Source organism: Nocardioides sp. AN3 (assembly GCF_054653495.1).
On record NZ_BAAIGC010000040.1, the window covers coordinates 22,603 to 39,204 of the forward strand.

Consider the following 16,602-nt stretch of genomic DNA (forward strand, 5'->3'; position numbering starts at 1 on the left):
TTTCGTCTGCAACACGCGGGAGGAGGTACGCCGGGATCGGCTCACAGGCCGTGAGGCTGCACGTGAACGGGTCCCGCGACGAGCCACTCGCCCAGTCGCGGGCCACCTCTCCGCGGCGAGCTGAGACCGTCGGATTCCAGGGCGCCGATCACCACGACTGGGTTCGTGTGCTCGACCGGCATCGGTGTCTCCACGTCCGCGGTCGATCGTCGGGAAGCGATCAGCGCAGCATCGAGCGCGAGGCGGTAAGCGGCCTGCAGCGCCCGGAACTGCTCTGTTGCGTCCGACTCGAGGCTGATGTCGGGGTGGAGGCGGCGCGCCTGGCGCCGATATGCCCGCGCAAGCTCCGCCGGGTCCGCATCGGCAGCGACGCCGAGCAGGCCTCGCGCGTCCCGCAACGACGACTCGGCGTGTTCGGCTCCTCGCATCGCCATCACCTCCGAGAATCTCGCTGCTGACGCCATTGAAACCATGTCTTGAAACTACGTCAGCAGCCGCCCATAATCTGAATCGTCCGATACATGTTACCTCCACTGTCGTCAGCAGATCAGGTGATGGAAGGAGGACGATCGCCATGCTGATGCGCGACCACGCGGGTGCAGTCCACTCGATCGGACGGGGTCGGGCGCCGTCGAGGCCTCGCGCCGCACCGGGGTCCCGCCGGCCCGCCGTCTGATCGGCGCGCGCACTGCTCCACGGACGGGCGGGTCACGAGGCGACACCTCGGAGGAACGATGCGCACCGCGGCACCAGTCCCTCGCCGTCAGGCGTGGACGGCCGTCGGCGCCCGTCCTCGACGTCGGTGCGACTGTCCGCACGCTCGTGGCCCGCCTCCTCACCTTCGTGAGGCACCAGACTGCGCGACCGGCACTCGTCCTCAACCCCGTCCCCGGCCTCGGCGGATGTGACCCGCGCCGCCTCAGGGTTGAGATGCCGGCGCTCCCAGGAGCGCCTCACCGGAGACTTCGGACTCAGAACGGAGACCCACATGTATCCCTCAGCCAAGGCACGCGAGCTGACCGTCCTCTTGCGGATCAGTCGCGACCTCGACGTGTGCGGGGACCTGACCGCCACGGTGGACAATCCTGCGGAGCTGATCGCCTGGGCGAGCCTCCTGACCGATCCGACCGTCCTGGCATGGCGAGCCCAGGACTCCGGATGCCGCTTCGTCCACGTGGGAGCCGACCACCACCGGGCCCCGATACGCGGACACGTCACCGCTGTCCTGTCGTGTGAACAGCACCCCGAGTTCTGGGACGCGCTGCACCTGGACGACATCGAGGCCGGCGGCACCAGGCGGCTGAGTGTCCACGCGCTCGCCAAGGCCTGGGAAGCGATGCCGATCATCCCGCCGGACAGCCCGACCACGACCGAACCGCCCTCACCGCCGCCGGACGCATCCTCAACCGGACCCGGACGCGACCGAGGCTCGACGCTCCAGGCCGACCGAGAGGAGACGCTCTGAGGTTGCTGAGTGCTCCACGCGGATCAAGCGCCTTGCCCGAGCGGCTCGATGTCGCCGTCCTCGACGAGCTGCTGGAGAACAGATGCGCAGCCTGACTGCTCCGCGGCCAGCTCCCGCCACTGCGCGCTGGTCCGCGCCGTCCCATCGCCCGGCTTGATTCCAGCCTCGATCGCCGGGGCCAGGTACTTCCTGATCGTCTTGCGGTCCACACCCAGGCTGGTCGCGATCTCGCTCAACGAGCGACCCGCCCATCAGTGGGTCAAGATCTCACGCACATCGGTCACTTCGAACGTTCTCCTCGCCATCTCACTCCCAGGTAACACCACGCCGACCTGGGCAGACTTCATTTTGCGAGGACCCACCACCCGCCGCGACACGCTGGGGAATTACGTGAGCGAGAACCCTCAGACCTGGGGAATTTCATGAGCGCTGACACCGACGAGCGCCGCCTCATCGCCGCCGGCATCTGGACTCCACCCGCCGACCGGAGGTTCGAGCGCCTCGAGGCCGCGGCTTCCGCCGAACGGAGCCGGCAGCCGACCTTCGGCGAGTGCGCCGAGCAGTGGATCAGTGGACGCAAGGTCAAGGGCCGACCCCTCGCTCCCCCGAACCAGGGACCGCTACCGCCAACTCCTCGAGGACTACCTGACGCCGGCCTTCGGCGAGTTCCACCTGGACGAGATCGCACCCAAGCCTGAGCCTCTGGTACTACGGCTTCACTCCCATTCGCAAGCGGACCCACGGCAAGACAACGACTGGCATACGATGCGGGCCCACACCTACTCGCTCGCGAGGGCGGTGATGAACTCCGCGGTGTCAGCTCACGGGCCGATGGTCGGCAGCATCAACCCGTTCGCCGTACGCGGGGGCGGGTCCGCCCCGGTCAAGCGCCGCAACGACCACATGGCGACCGGCAAGCAGTTCGCGCTCATGCTCGAGACGATTCGACCCGAGTGGTGGGCACTTCTGCTCCTTGCCTGCTGGTGTGGTGTGAGGTTCTCGGAAGCAGCTGAACTCCGCCAGCACGACGTCAAGCTCGACATCGGCGTCCTGCGCGTCACGCGGGCGGTCACGCGATCCAAGACCCAAGGAATCGGCGTGAAAGGCGCCCAAGTCCGACGCAGGCATCCGCGACGTCCACATCCCGCGGCACATCGTCCCCGAACTGCGCGAGCACCTGCGGACCTACGTCAGAGGCCAGGACGGACTGATGCTCCCCGGCACACGTGGTGGCCACCTGGCTCCGGCGACCTTTACGGCAAACTGACCTGCGTGGCGTGTAAGCGGACTCCCCCGGACTGTGCCCGCGCTCAGAAGCGCGTCGCCGAAGTACAAAAGCACCACTTCACGCCTCGTGAGACCGGCTGGTACGCCGCCCGTACCGGGGCGGGCTGTCCCGCGCTTCACTTCCACGACCTCCGCGCGACCGCGGAGGCAACCAAGCTTGCCGAGCATCACCTTGCCGAGCTCGGTGATCGCTGGGAGCACGTCCGAGCCTGCGGCCGACTGGCCGGTTCACTCGTCTACTGCGGCCTGGTCGAAGACGAAGTCGCAACCGCAACCGCAACCGCAACCTGGCTACATGACGTTGGGTGCGCGCCCGAGCTCCGCCAGACTGGATTTCACTCGCTCGACGGCGCCTTGTTCCTCCGCGAGGCCGGGGCACCGGCCACCATCGTGGGCCTCTCGCCCACCACACCGGGGCCAGTTTCGAGGCTGAGGAGCGGGGCTGACCGCTGCGTTCGCTGCACTCCCCCGCCCGGATCAATCTATGCTCGACATCGTCACGCTGATTGACCTATCAGTTGGCCCGAGCGGGCAACTCGCGACTCCTCATGGCACACCATAATGGGACGCGTTTAGCGCGGACTTCACGCGTTCGAACCGAACCTACGCCGACTTCACTGACAACTTGAGAAGATGACCTTCCGGGCGCGTCCGGAATCCGTAGGACTAACCCGCAAACCGCTCCAAATTCTGCTTCGGCGTCAGGCATTCATCGCGGTACCCGACCACCAGGGCGGCGGCCACACCGAGCACTCCCGCCCCTAGGCGAGGGCTCGCGATCATACCGGGCACGACGACGGCAAGGGGCGGAACAGATCCGAGGCGCGCGCCGCTGACAGCGTCGATTACGGGACTAACCTCGGAAATAACCACTCCCGGCGCAAGGATGGCGCCTCGGGATACTCGAACACCTGACGCAATGATGCATCCGCTTCCCACATAGCAATCGTCTTCGATGACCGTCGGCGCCGCTTCTAGGGGATACAGTGAGCCAACGATGCTGCTGTTCGGAAGAATCTTGACTCCGTTTCCGATCTGCGCGCATGTACCGAGCGTGACCCATGTGTCGATCAAAGTTCCGGTCCCAACCCACACCCCGAGATGTGCGTATCCACCAGCCAACACCGACTCTGCGCCGAAAGACGCCCCGTAGCGGGCGGTTCCCGGAGGTGCGAATCTGACATCGTATTCCTCGAGGTCACTCTTCAAGGGGAATCGATCTCTGAAGGTCATGGTGCCCACACGGGACTCCACAGCCGGGCCCCGTGAGCGGTAATACAAGTCCAAGGCCTTCTTTACCCACAGATTCGCTACCCACTCGTCATCGATGTAGATCGCGCTTCGCAGCACACCCTCATCAATGAGGGCAACCGCAGCGTCGACAGCCCCCAAGTCGGCGGACGTCAACCGCGGGAACGGTTTCGCCCAAGCGCGATCGATGGCCAGATGTAGTGCATGCTCGGGGCAGCAACCCGGATCGATGTCAGCGCTACCGTCTGAGTGCACCTTCTTCACGACGCGCCCAGGCACTGGAGCACCACACGAAGCCGCACGTCAGTTCGCTGCTTGCATGAGGACATCAGCCACCGCCGAAACGTCGTCGTCTCCCCGACCCGCGACTGCTGCGATTCGCAACTGGTTCACAAAGGCAGCGAGCATACGCGGCTCGATGCCCTGAGCACGGATCTGGCTGCAAGTCGACTCCAGACCATCAATGTGGCCGGCAACCGTCGCTTGGTCGCCGCCGAAGTTCTTCGTGGCGAGACGCTCGCAGGCGTCGAGTGCACCCTCGACAAGCTTGTCGGCCATCGGGCGCATGAGGTGTTCGACCATGCCCGATGAGATGCCCGCGGATTCCACGAGCGCCAGCCCCTCGAACAAGCCCCCCACCGCACTGAAGTACATTCCCCAGACCGCGGTGTACACGATCGCTACGTCTGCCTTGCCGACGCCCACGAACTGTTGTGCTGGTGCCAGAGCTCGCAGCAGATCCGCATATCGCTCGAATGCAGGCCGATCGCCTGAGTAGATGAACACAGTGTCACCGGCCCCAACCGCACGCGGGTAGCACATGATGCCCCCGGCCACAAAGGATGCGCCGCAATTCTCGACTATTACACCCTGGCGGCGGGCGTCATCTGGTCCACCAGTTGTCAACTGCACGAGGACGCGGCCTAGCAAGGCGTCTCTCACGGCAGCGTCCTCCAAGATCTGGTCCATTGCGGCGTAGTCCCATAGGCACACCAGGGTGATCGGACTCGCTGAAATGGCAGCCGCCGGCGAATCTGCCAGGTCCGCCCCAACGTCGACAAGGGGCAATCCCTTGCTGGCTGTGCGATTCCACACCGTCACTCGGTGGCCTGCTGCTACAAGAACGCGGGCGAGTTCAGCACCCATAGCGCCAAGGCCGATAACACTTACGCTCTGACCGCCGTCACCCATCGCGCCGTCCAGTCCTCTCGTGTTGTTTCGAAGTTCTCATGAAAGCCGGCTACTTAGTTGGCGATCGAGCTCCTGAGGAGCCCAGTAGACGGTCTCAACCGCGACGAGTCCGTTACGCACCTCGTCGACAACGCAGTAGTGCAGTTCGACCGGAGTCCCACCCGCCGCAGCTCCTTGACCGAGGTAGACGCCGCGGAGAATGAACTCCCCGACTACGCGCGAACCACTTGACGCGATCGTGAGGTATTCGATCTTGGTATTGGTCATCACTGCGTGGTACGAGACGATCCAGTCCCGAAGCTCACGTAAGCCTCGCTTGGGCATTCCTTCAGCGATGTCCTGAACGACGCAGTCATCTGAAAAGAGCGCTACGAATGTCTCGACGTCCCGGTCGACGAGGCCGGCGTGGACTTGAGCTCGGAAGATGTTCTCGAGACGCGGAACAGTCATTGGTTACCTCGTTGATCCGTTGCGTGTTCAGATGGGCTGCACCCGCCCTCATCGCGCGGTCCGATGAGAGTTCGGCCGGTAAGATGGGTGCAGCCAGCGTCGCTAGGCACCGTTGCCGGGGCGCCAAGTCATAGCTACTTGACGCTCCAAAGGCGGTCGTAGACGGCATCGAGGTCAACAGGCGACGTGAACGGCGTTCCCTTTGGGGGCAGGTTGTGATCCTTGTCGACCGCTTGGAATCCGATGCCGTTGTTGATGCCTGATGGATCCCTCCCGGCGAAGATGTTCACCAGGTAGTTGATGGCGCCGTATCCCTCCATCGAGGCCTGGTACCCGAGACAGGCGTTCATGCCGGATCGATTGCGGATCATCTCCAGCCCGTCGTTGGAGCACTCGGCGCCGACTACGGTCATCTTGTTGACGCGTCCCGACGACCGGATCGCTTGTGCTCCGCCTGACACCACGATCGCGTCATAGGGTGCGATGAAGGCGTTGGCCTCAGGATGCTTCAGAAGCTGCTGCGAAATCTTCGCCTGAAGGCTCGGGCCGAAGTCGGCACCAACGAAGTCGACCTCGCCAACCACCTTGCAGCCACTGCACTTAGCCAGGGCCGCCTTAGATCCGTTGTACTGCGCTCCCACCGCTTGAAGATCCGTCTGATTGGTCAGGATGACATTTGCTTTCTCGCCCGTCTTCGCGATCACGTAGTTCGCCTGAGCTGCACCGAAAGCCTTGATGTAATCGAGATAGTTCGAGTAGCCGGGGTACGCGACGGTGTACGCGAACTCGGGAGTGTCACAATCGACGCCCGCCGCGTTGACCGTCGGGATGCCGGCCTTCTTGGCCTGGATGAGCCCGTTCTTGATGGGCGCACAGTCGAGGGCGTAGCTGACGATGCCATCGGCGCCGGCCGCAATCGCCTGCTGTACGCCTGCAAGTTGCGTCGTCGGGCTGAACTTCCCATCAAAGACCGTGACGTTCCAGCCGAGCTTCTTGGCCGAGGCCTTGATGCCGTTCGCTACGTCAACATATACGCCAGCGCTGAGCCCTGGTGCGATGTACCAGATCTTCTTTGCCTTCGCAGGGGCAGCAATCACGTCCCCGGTCGGATCCTTGTAACTGCCCGCATAAAGACCATCAAGCGAGACCGAGGAGTCAACTCCGTTCCCGAGTGCCTCGCCGGTCGACGACTTGTCGCTTGAGCCGCACGCACTGATCGCCAGTGCAACGGTGAGCGACAGCCAAGACGCAATAACGCTGCGAAACACCAACTGCATAGCTTTTGAACGCTTCATGTCTTCCGCACTGCTCCTTCTGACTGGGTAGCTGACTAGACCGCCTGGCGGCGAGATCCAAGGCGTACTGCTAGGGCAACGCCGACGATCAGGGCGCCGCCATTGACGAAGCTGGCGACATAGTCCTGCGCGCCTGCCAGGCTCAGTCCGCTGTTGAGAACTGCTAGGAAGTACACGGCGACGAGCGTTCCGAACACGTTGTACTGACCCGGCTTGATCGTGGCGGCGCTGAGGAACGCCGCAGCCAGAGCCGGCAGCGTGAGTGAATCGCCTACGCGTGGGTCGGCGCCGCCCGAACGAGCCACGAGCAGGACGCCGGCGAGTCCGCACAGCGCTCCGCCGACCACAAAGCTCCAGGCCAGGATCCGCTTCGTCCTGATTCCCACGAGCGCTGCAGCTGACCGATTCGAGCCGAGCGCGTACAGGTAGCGCCCGAACGGCGTGTGGTTGAGCAAGTAGTAGATGGCAGCCGTGACGGCGACAAGCGCAAAGGCGGTCCGGGGAACGCCGAACCCGTTGAGCGTTCCGAAGCTGATGAAGGCGGTCGGAAAGTCTCCGCTCACACCTTGCCCGTGTGTCCGGACGGAGATGACACCTCCGAGGATGATGGAGATGCCAAGTGTTGAGATGACGGCGTTGACGCCGAGCCGGGTTACGAGAAGCGCATTGACGGCTCCAACCGCGAGTCCAACTGCAAGACCGATGAGAATCGCGTAGATGAGCGATGATCCGTGTGCCAAGGCGATCGCAACGGACACCGACGCGAGACCGGCATTCGCTCCAATCGAGAGGTCCCACTCGTTGCACACAAGCGGCACGAGCGAGCCGAGGGCGACCATCGCGATCACCGTGTTCCCACCTATAAGGACCTGCATATTCGCAGCGGACAGGAAGGTGTCCGCCGTCTTCGGCCACATGCTGAAGAACGCGAACGCGGCCACGAGAAGCCCGAGGAACGAGTACGCCTCGAGATAGTATCTGGCGGGCCGGCGACGCCTTCTCGGGGCTCGCGCATTGGTGTGGCTGCTCGCGATGTCAGCGGTCTTCATAGCCGAGTTCATCTCTTCTCCCCCTCTGAGGAGCTGTCGGAATGGGAAAGGCGCTGCATGTTCGCGCTCGTAAGTTCGTCGCCGCTTAGCTCTGCGACCCGCCGACCCTTTCTAAGGACAACGACGCGGTCACAGATCGCTTCAAGTTCCTCTGTGTCTGAACTCGCAACCAAGGCGACGCTGCCGGTGTCGACCGCTCGGCGGATATGGCCGTAGATTTCTGCGCGCGCTCCAACATCGACGCCTTGGGTTGGCTCGTCCAGCAGGAGGACTTTCGGGCGCCGTTGTAGCCATCGAGCGAGGATGGCTTTTTGCTGGTTTCCTCCCGAAAGTTCTGCCATCGGTCCCTCAACAGATTCGGCCTTGATTAGGAACTCTTCGAGCAAGTTGTTGGCCTCTCTACGTTCCTGGCGGTGCTGAAGGCGCGCGTGACTCCAGTACTTTCCGACGTTCGCGATCGAGAGGTTCTGCAAGAGCGAAAGGTGCGCGAATGCCGCGTCTGCGGCACGGTTCTCGGGCACATAGCTGAGTCCTGCCGCGATTGCGTCGCGCGGGGTGTTGACGCGCAACGCGGCGCCCTGAATCGCGACGGTCCCAGACCGTCGCGGAAGCACGCCGAAGAGCGCCTTGAGCAGGCTGGAGCGGCCGGAGCCTATCAGCCCAGTGACACCGACAATCTCTCCGGCCCGTGCCTGAACGCTGAAGTCCTCCAATGGTCCTGCCGAAAGGCATGAGACCTCGAGAACGACCGGGCCGTCCACAGGACCGCTACGCTTGTCGACCTGCTCGACGGCGCGACCCATGATCAACTCAACGAGATCAGCGTGGCTAACCTCCTGCGGCGCCACGGTCGTTATGACACGACCGTCGACAAGCAGGGTCGCCCGGTCGGCCGCGGCAAAGACTTCCTCCAGGCGATGAGTCACATAGACGATCGTCTGCCCGGCAGCCGCGTACCGGTTCATGGCTTCTAGAACGAGATTTGCTTCGTGATCAGGGAGAGATGCAGTCGGTTCGTCGAGCAGGAGGATGCCGTCACTCGCATTCTCTAAGTCCTGCAACGCACGCGCGATGGCCACCATCGTCTGCGTGGCGGGATTCAGTTCTGAAAGCTCGACGTCGGGGTGGACGTCGATCTGGAACCGGTTCAGCACCTCTTGCGCACGTCGTCTCGTTTGTGGCCACTGCACGCGCCACCCGAGAGTCAGGTCGAATCCTGCCGCACCGATCGCGAGGTTCTCTGCGACCGAAAGAGACGGAAACACCGAAGGCTGCTGGTGGACGAACCGCAGCCCGAGCTCTCGCGCTTTCGACGGCGTCATCGAGGCGAGCGGGATGGCGGTCCCGCCGATCTCGAGCGTTCCTTCGTCTGCTGGCTGAACGCCAGCGAGGGCCTTGAGAAGGGTCGACTTTCCTGATCCGTTGCCGCCGAGCAGGGCGTGGATCGAGCCCGGCATCAGTTCGAGCGAAGCACCTCGAAGTGCTTGCGTCGCACCGAACCTCTTGGACGCTCCGGAGACGCGCAGGACAGGTGCGTTCACGCTCGATGCTTCTTCTGCATCGGTGCTAGCGCTTGGACGGCGCGGCTGGAATTGAGCAAGTCCCATCACATCAGTCCACCCTCAGGTGCGGACACGTGCCGCCATCACCGCGGTTCTCTGCTGCACGGTGCGCGATGGAATCCACTCGGCTCGCCTGCTCCCCGCCGAGGATTGCTGCCCTTCTCCGGCGCTCCGTGATCGGCTCCTTTTCATCGGCGCGAACAAGGTCGGAGTACAGAATCATTCCGCGCATCGCATTACGCGCAAGCACGCGAAGTGGCCATGACGCTGGCTTCATCCCGTAGATGCGAAAGAGTGACGGAGCGAAGAAGGTCGTCACTAAGGCCCGGCCGAACGGGCGCGCCAGACTGCTTCGGAACCATCGATCGGTGAACTGTTTCAGTAACTCCTCCGTGAACGGAGCGCCGATCGGGTTATTGGGCCAGGGCCGTTCCGTGTATGCCTTGGCGTACTCAGCCATGGCGTCGAAGTCCTTGGGCATCGGCTCAACGTCGGTAAGGGTTTCGCCACTTTCGATCGTGAAAAGGTCCGCGATGCCGCACCAGAATCTGTGTGCAGCGATCTTCTGCTTCTCAGACCAGCCTGGAAGGCCCAGGCTCCGGCGCAGGCTGTCATCAGCGGTCGCCGCGTCCGAGAACAAGTACACGTAGTCCTCCGTATGCGAGAACGCGCCAGGGTACGACTTGGCCCACTTCACGTGGTACTTGTTCACGATGTCGATCGCCTGCTGCGTGACCGGCGATTCCGGCCCGTGCTCGGACCAAAGGAGCAGGTGGTCGTTTGTGTTTGCGGTTCGCGACTCAGCCTGCACGATCATCGCGCCCGTGCCCTCGCGGTACGCCGCATCGGCCCCCCACAGAGTCAGACCAAGATGGGAGTTTGACAGCGTATACGCCCAGTGCAGTTCGAAGTCGCTGGTGTTGTAGATGTAACTCAATGCCCAGATCTCGACGTAATCGGCGTACGGGTCAAGTTGTTCAATTCGGCGGCGGATCCACTTTCGATCGCTCCGCCGGGATGTCCCTTGTGATCCGGTTCGCGTGGACCAACCGATCTTACGGCTCTCGCCACTAGATATCAGCATGCCTCTTGCCTTCCTGCAACCCGCGTGACTACTTGACCAGCCGTCGGAGCGCGTAGTTCGCCTCTCGACGCCTGTAGGTCTCGATCGAACGCCCGTCAACGCGGACGGCCGCTCGCGCGGCGATTGCCGCTGTCCTTTCCTCTTGGGTGACCTCGAAGTTGCGCCCGTCTACGTCTGCTAGGAACCGTTTGACGTCATCAAGGGTGTTCCCGGTGTAAACCATGCCTTCGGCTTCGAGTTCGGTTCTGTCCGCGTTGAACGCGCGGTACTCCTCGACGCGCTTCACTGGGTCGAGCATCCCGTCGACGTTCGATTCGAGTTCGTCGCTCAGAGACTCGAGGAGTACGTCATGGTGATCAACCCGGCCGGTCGGGCTGTAGGAGAAGACGGACTCAGTGCGCCAAAGGAAACTGCGGTGCTCCGGCCAGATGAATTCACGCTCACGCTCTGCTCCCTCTGGAACCGCCAGGACGGTGATCGCGTGCCCGTTGACGGCGTGCAGAACTTTCGCTGGATCGGCCTCCACAACAACGTCCTTGTAGGGCGGCCAGAAGTCCGCCGGGCTAAGAGTCCCAAAGCGCCGGCCCACGTGGAACGCGTAGATCTCCGGGTACGTACCCGGAAAGGTTGGACCAGGGAGGTCCGCATCCGGCATACCGACGTCGCCCCAAGTCGTGGTGAACAGATGGTTGAACCACGCGGCAGTCGCAGCCTGAATCATGAGGCTTGCGCCAACATGGCCCAAGGGATCCTGGATGATGACACCGAACCGTTGATGCTTGTGCCAAGGGGGGAAGATTTCCAAGACGGACGACGGAGATCCCTCCGCCTTGACGGTGAAGTTTTCGAACTTCAGCACAGACGTGTGCACGGTCAGCCTCCGCTGCGCTCGGTTACGGCCGGCATCCGGCCAGGATCGTTATTGACGACGGTGCGTCCTGCTTCGCTCCAGGACTGGGCCTTTCGCTGAAGCTCGTCATCTTCCAGGAGTTCGGGCTTCATCGAGTAGGTGGCCACAACAAGGGCCATGAGCACGTCGGGGTCTTCGGTCGCGAGTTGCTCTAGCCGGGTGAAGTACTCCATCTCCGCAACGTCTGGCTTCTCCATGCCTTCGATCTCCGCATCGTCGTAGAAGGCATCAGCTAGACCCGACATTGAGAAGGCGACCTCAGTGAACCTTGCGTGAGCCTCCTGGAACCGATCTGCCAGGGAACGAGGATCGTTCGACTCGTTGCGCAGTGCAGCTCGCAACGCGACTCCACCGTGCGCGGCTTGAGACATACCCTGGGCATAGATGGGGTTGAACGAGGCAACGGCGTCACCAGTGACGAGGAAGTTGTCAGGACGCGCCTCCATACGGTGCCACAGCCGGAACTGGTTACCAGGCACCCGATAGGTGGCGATGTCGCTGACAGGTTCGCACTGTCGCGCGAGCTCCCCGAGAATCGGAGTAGGTGCGTCGTCGAGGAAATCGAGCAGAGCCTCTGGATCTGACGGCGGGTAGTCCTTCATCATTCCAACGGCGGTCAGCATGTGCACGCCGTTATCGGCAGGGATGAGGATCCCTCCCCGATGTTGGCCCGGCCATGGCATCGCAGCGATGCCCTTTGCGCCCTCTGGAATGAGACCCTCTGGCACTCGAACCTGCTGCGCCGCGTAGCCCATGAACGCGCGCACATGCCTTTCGGCTGGCGCCTCGTATCCGAGCTCTTCGACCCATCGCGGTGCCTGGGAGCCACGGCCCGTTGCGTCGATCACGAGGTCTGCCGGGAGTTCACCGACGCCCTGAAGACGGACGCCGGTAACCGTTCCTGCGACCGACACCAGGCCCGACGCTACACCTTGCTTGACCGAGACATTGGGCAGTTTCAGCAGGTTTCGGCGGATGACCCATTCGAACAAAGGCCGACGGAAGCCGATCATCTCGACACCGCTTCGCATCCTCATTCGCCAGCCCTCGGCGCTCAAATACGGAAGATCGAGCACGTCGTCAAGCAGGGTGCAGTCGGCAGACAGCAACTGATCGCGCAAATCCGGAATGAACTCCGAGATCAACTCCATGCCAATCGGCAGGCACGCGTGCGGCTGTCGGCCTTGAGGAGCCCCCTTCCGTGGTTCAGGTCCATCAATGAGGTCGTCCCGCTCAAGGACGGTGACGCGTTCAAAGCTGTCAGCAGCTCCGAACGCGGCCATCAGACCGGCAACGCTGCCACCGATCACTACGGCGTGTCCGTGCATCTCGCTCCTAATTGTGTTCGGCGATTGGCGGCCTCGCGGGCCTCATGCCAGCGCCTTGGGTTCCTGCGCATCTGTGTCCGCGCTGCTCGCGACGGACGACACCTCGGCTTCGGCGACTAGGCGAAGCGCGATCTCCCGCACAGCGCCGAGATCCTCCGCCGGAAAGACTCCGGTCGCCTGTGCTGTCCAGGCGCCTTCAGCGACGAACCGTGCCGTAGTGAGAAGACTGCGTGCGGTCTCACTCACGCCATCAACGTCGAACCAAGGACGGAAGACCTCCTGCCAGACCACTGACAGCAGCGGCTGGTACGCAGCAGAGGAGTAGATCCAAAAGTCCGCTCGCGCCACGGGCGATGACGTCAGGGAGGCCACGTAGGTGCGGTGACGATCGAACGCCGAAAGCTCGGCTGGCTCAGATCCCGCAGCGGCACACAGCCGCTCGTGCCACTGGCCGGCGAAGTGCCGAACCAGACCGAGCATGAGCTCTTCCTTGGTCTGGAAGTGATACATCAGCCCCGGCTTGGTCAGGCCGGCACGGTCGGCGACCGAGGCAAGGGAGATTGTCACCCCCTGCACGGAGGAGTTCTCCTCCGCCAACTCTTTGGCGGCGTTCATGATCCGGGTCCGTGTTTCTTGGCTCACAGTTGCCACTTTACCATCCGGTTGGTAAAGTGCCAAGAGGCCGACTGAATCTCTTTCGTCCGCCTCAGGACGATGAGCCTTCGCTCAATCCATCCGACGGGCCGGCTCGGTCGACAGATCCTCGATGAAGGGACCCCGAACATGAGCAGCCAGACATCACAGGACACCGCTACGAGTGCCCTCGCCCTCCCCCGGCGGGGACTGTGGATCGACGGAACCGAGATCCTCGACGGGCATGAATGGGCACCCAGCCTCGAACCAGCGACCGGTGATCCATGGGTGATGAGCGCCCAGGGCACGGTTGCCGACGTGCAAATCGCGGTCGAGGCAGCACAGAAGGCGCTGCCTGCCTGGCAACGACTGACGCCCAGCGACCGCGGCGAACGCCTGCTGCGTCTTGCGGCACTGATCGAGGAGCACGCGGACGACATCGGCGCCCTCGAGTCGCGCGACACCGGCAAACCGTTGTGGCTCGGGCGGGCAGAGATCGCGGCCACCGCCCGCTGGTACACCTACTACGCGGGCGCGGCCGACAAGGTCCAAGGCTCCAGCGTCGAACTCTCGGCCACGCGGCAGGCGCGCACGATACGCCGCCCGTATGGCGTCGTTGCAATCCTGGCACCGTTCAACGGACCCTTCTCGCTGACCAGCTGGAAGGTGGCGCCCGCACTGGCGGCAGGCAACGCCGTCGTCATCAAACCCTCACCGCACACCCCGGTTACGGCGCTGGAACTCGCGCGGCTGGCGTCGGAGGCCGGAATCCCGGCTGGCATCGTCAACGTCGTAAACGGCGGAGCAGATGTCGGCGCGGCATTGGTCGAGCACCGGGATGTCGCAGCCGTGGCCTTTACGGGCAGCTCCGACATCGGTAGAAAAATTGCCGCCTCCGCGGGAGCCTCACTCAAACACGTCGTGATCGAAGCCGGTGGCAAGTCCCCCCTCATCGTGTTCGACGACGCCGACCTCGACGAGGTTGTCCCAGCGATCGTCGCGGGGGTCTGGGGTGCAGCCGGCCAGAGCTGTGTCGCTCCCTCCCGGCTGATCGTCCACGAGAGCGTCCATGACGAGCTCGTGGAGTACCTGAAGACGCGGCTCTCCCAGCTGCGGTTGGGCGATCCCTTCGACGAGAAGACGCAGATCGGGCCGATTTCCACCGCAGATCAGCTCGCGAAGGTCCGGAGTTACGTCGACCTGGCACGGTCGGACGGCCTCGAGGTTATCTCTGCCGCCCTGCCAGAGGCATTGCACGACTCCCGAGGCTTCTACCATCCCCCCACCCTCATCCTCGGCGCCTCAAGCAACATGCGGATCGCCCAGGAAGAGATCTTCGGGCCGGTGACGTTGACGATCCCCTTCACCGACGAGGACGAGGCGATAGCGATGGCCAACGACACTGCGTTCGGCCTCGCCGCCGCCGTCTACACCAAAGACGCGAAACGCAGCCATCGCGTGGCCAACCAACTGCAAGCAGGCAGCGTCTGGATCAACACCTACCGCGCCCAGCACTGGTCTCTTCCCTTCGGGGGATTCAAGCAGTCCGGCACAGGCCGGGAGAACGGACTCGACGCGTTGGCGGAGTTCACGCAGCTGCAGACCCAGGTCGTGGACTTCGGCACGCCCGTCGCCGATCCATACGCTCCCCCGACCCCGTGACCCCCTACCCCCACACAGATCGGACACGACCCATGCAGATGCTAGTAAAGCTCACCGCCCAGCTCCCCGAAACATTGTGCGGCGACGAGCTGGCAGCCCTGTTCGCCGCCGAACGCGACCGTGCCATCGAACTCCTCAGCGCCGGGAAGATGACCCGGATGTGGCGGATCGCCGGCACAAGTTCCGGGATGACGCTGTGGGACGTCGACTCACTCGAGGATCTGCACGACTCGCTTTCTTCCTTGCCGGCATGGAAGTACTGCACCGTCGAGATCACTCCTGTCGTGCAGCATCCGGTCGAGGCCCAGTTCACGAGCGGGGCACACAAGTGAACGGGGTCGGCTCTCCGTCGGTCCAGGTCGACGACATGATCGCGATCGACATGCTGATGCACTGGGACATCGCCGGATACCGCGGCCACATGCCCGCGACCAGCCGGCCCGACTCGGAGGACTGGCATCCCTATCAAGCTCGGTCGGCCCGAGAGATGTTCGAGGATCTCAGGAGCGGGGGCATCACGGCCGCTCATGCGTCGGTGGCGATCTTCCACAATGCCAGCGAGGCGCTCGGCATCGTCGCCAACTGGCGTCACCAGATCTTGGACAGCTCCGACCTGGTCATGCCGATCAAACGGACCGTCGACATCGAGAGCGCCAAGGAGTCGGGTCGGACTGGCATCATGATCGGCTTCCAGAACACCGATCCGTTCCAGAACGACTTGAACCTGATCGGCGCGTTCCGCGAGCTCGGCGTCTTAATCGCTCAGCTCACATACAACCAGCAGAACTCCATCGCCGGCGGCGGGTGGGACAAGCCGGATGGTGGAGTGACACCGATCGGCAGGCGCGTCATCCACGAAATGAACGAGGTCGGCATGCTCATCGACCTCTCACACTGCGGCGAGAAGACGTGCTTGGACACGATTGAGCACTCGTCGAAGCCGGTGTCGATCACGCACGCCAACCCCACCGAGTTCGTCGATCGGGACGACTGGGCTTCCTATCGCAATACCCGCAACAAGTCGAGCGCAGTACTGAAGGAGCTCGCGGCCGCCGGTGGCGTGGTCGGCTTCACTACCTACACCAGACTCCTTCCCGATCGCGAGGCGACGACTCTCGACCGCTTCTGCGAGATGGTCGAATGGACCGTCGATCTCATGGGGATCGAGCACGTGGCCTTCGGCAGCGACTACGGGTACGGGTACAACGACATCGATCGTGCGTGGGTGCGTCAGGGCAAGTCGAGCCGCGATGCTTTCATCAACTGGGAGCCCCTCACGACCGACCATCCGGCATGGGCCGGTCCACACGGCCTGCGGCCGATTGCCGATGCCTTCCTGCGCCGCGGCTGGTCGGCCGACGATGTGAGCGCGTTCCTAGGCGGCAACTGGATGCGGCTGCTCGCCGAAACCATCGGCTGACGAAGAGAGCGTGAG

Annotated in this window: 16 protein-coding genes; 4 read left to right on the forward strand and 12 right to left on the reverse strand. The window is 63.4% G+C overall.

The window, feature by feature from the left end; genetic code table 11:
* Positions 1–41: 41 nt before the first annotated feature.
* Positions 42–428 (reverse strand): DnaJ domain-containing protein, encoded by a 387-nt coding sequence (locus ACYQ1K_RS25450; RefSeq protein ID WP_459986330.1) that lies wholly within the window; start codon positions 426–428, stop codon positions 42–44.
* Between the two features lie 560 nt (positions 429–988).
* On the opposite strand from ACYQ1K_RS25450, the gene ACYQ1K_RS25455 reads away from it, so the two are divergent.
* Positions 989–1,465 carry a hypothetical protein gene (locus tag ACYQ1K_RS25455; RefSeq protein WP_459986332.1) on the forward strand — a complete coding sequence of 159 codons (477 nt, stop codon included), beginning with the start codon at positions 989–991 and terminating at the stop codon, positions 1,463–1,465.
* Between the two features lie 23 nt (positions 1,466–1,488).
* Here ACYQ1K_RS25455 and ACYQ1K_RS25460 read toward each other — a convergent pair whose 3' ends face one another.
* From ACYQ1K_RS25460 to ACYQ1K_RS25510, 11 genes are all read right to left on the reverse strand, one after another.
* Positions 1,489–1,701: a hypothetical protein gene (locus tag ACYQ1K_RS25460; RefSeq protein WP_459986333.1), complete on the reverse strand. Its 213-nt coding sequence runs from the start codon at positions 1,699–1,701 to the stop codon at positions 1,489–1,491.
* Between the two features lie 1,717 nt (positions 1,702–3,418).
* Positions 3,419–4,282, reverse strand: coding sequence for a 2,3,4,5-tetrahydropyridine-2,6-dicarboxylate N-succinyltransferase (locus ACYQ1K_RS25465; protein WP_459986334.1), 864 nt, complete (start codon positions 4,280–4,282; stop codon positions 3,419–3,421).
* 24 nt (positions 4,283–4,306) lie between these two features.
* Complete coding sequence (locus tag ACYQ1K_RS25470; protein ID WP_459986336.1) at positions 4,307–5,194, reverse strand: NAD(P)-dependent oxidoreductase; 888 nt, start codon at positions 5,192–5,194, stop codon at positions 4,307–4,309.
* A gap of 36 nt (positions 5,195–5,230) precedes the next feature.
* Positions 5,231–5,644 carry a nuclear transport factor 2 family protein gene (locus ACYQ1K_RS25475; RefSeq protein ID WP_459986337.1) on the reverse strand — a complete coding sequence of 138 codons (414 nt, stop codon included), beginning with the start codon at positions 5,642–5,644 and terminating at the stop codon, positions 5,231–5,233.
* Between the two features lie 134 nt (positions 5,645–5,778).
* On the reverse strand, positions 5,779–6,939 hold the full coding sequence (locus ACYQ1K_RS25480; RefSeq protein ID WP_459986338.1) for a sugar ABC transporter substrate-binding protein: 1,161 nt from the start codon (positions 6,937–6,939) through the stop codon (positions 5,779–5,781).
* 35 nt (positions 6,940–6,974) lie between these two features.
* Complete coding sequence (locus ACYQ1K_RS25485; RefSeq protein WP_459986339.1) at positions 6,975–7,988, reverse strand: ABC transporter permease; 1,014 nt, start codon at positions 7,986–7,988, stop codon at positions 6,975–6,977.
* 8 nt (positions 7,989–7,996) lie between these two features.
* Positions 7,997–9,529: a sugar ABC transporter ATP-binding protein gene (locus tag ACYQ1K_RS25490; protein ID WP_459986340.1), complete on the reverse strand. Its 1,533-nt coding sequence runs from the start codon at positions 9,527–9,529 to the stop codon at positions 7,997–7,999.
* Positions 9,530–9,599: 70 nt separating this feature from the next.
* A complete protein-coding gene (locus tag ACYQ1K_RS25495) occupies positions 9,600–10,487 on the reverse strand; it encodes a hypothetical protein (protein WP_459986341.1) in 888 nt (295 codons plus the stop codon).
* A gap of 175 nt (positions 10,488–10,662) precedes the next feature.
* Positions 10,663–11,505, reverse strand: a complete 843-nt coding sequence (locus ACYQ1K_RS25500; RefSeq protein WP_459986342.1) for a hypothetical protein — start codon at positions 11,503–11,505, stop codon at positions 10,663–10,665.
* A 2-nt stretch (positions 11,506–11,507) separates the two neighbouring features.
* Positions 11,508–12,872 carry an NAD(P)/FAD-dependent oxidoreductase gene (locus ACYQ1K_RS25505; RefSeq protein ID WP_459986344.1) on the reverse strand — a complete coding sequence of 455 codons (1,365 nt, stop codon included), beginning with the start codon at positions 12,870–12,872 and terminating at the stop codon, positions 11,508–11,510.
* 42 nt (positions 12,873–12,914) lie between these two features.
* Positions 12,915–13,550, reverse strand: a complete 636-nt coding sequence (locus ACYQ1K_RS25510) for a TetR/AcrR family transcriptional regulator (protein ID WP_459986346.1) — start codon at positions 13,548–13,550, stop codon at positions 12,915–12,917.
* Between the two features lie 105 nt (positions 13,551–13,655).
* Here ACYQ1K_RS25510 and ACYQ1K_RS25515 point away from each other — a divergent pair, with 105 nt between their 5' ends.
* The 3 genes from ACYQ1K_RS25515 to ACYQ1K_RS25525 all read left to right on the forward strand — a co-directional run bounded on the left by ACYQ1K_RS25515 (position 13,656) and on the right by ACYQ1K_RS25525 (position 16,587).
* Positions 13,656–15,167, forward strand: a complete 1,512-nt coding sequence (locus ACYQ1K_RS25515) for an aldehyde dehydrogenase family protein (protein WP_459986348.1) — start codon at positions 13,656–13,658, stop codon at positions 15,165–15,167.
* Positions 15,168–15,199: 32 nt separating this feature from the next.
* Complete coding sequence (locus tag ACYQ1K_RS25520) at positions 15,200–15,499, forward strand: muconolactone Delta-isomerase (protein ID WP_459986350.1); 300 nt, start codon at positions 15,200–15,202, stop codon at positions 15,497–15,499.
* Between the two features lie 155 nt (positions 15,500–15,654).
* The gene (locus tag ACYQ1K_RS25525) at positions 15,655–16,587 is read left to right on the forward strand and encodes a dipeptidase (protein ID WP_488199521.1); all 933 of its coding nucleotides are present in this window, start codon (positions 15,655–15,657) and stop codon (positions 16,585–16,587) included.
* Positions 16,588–16,602: the final 15 nt, after the last annotated feature.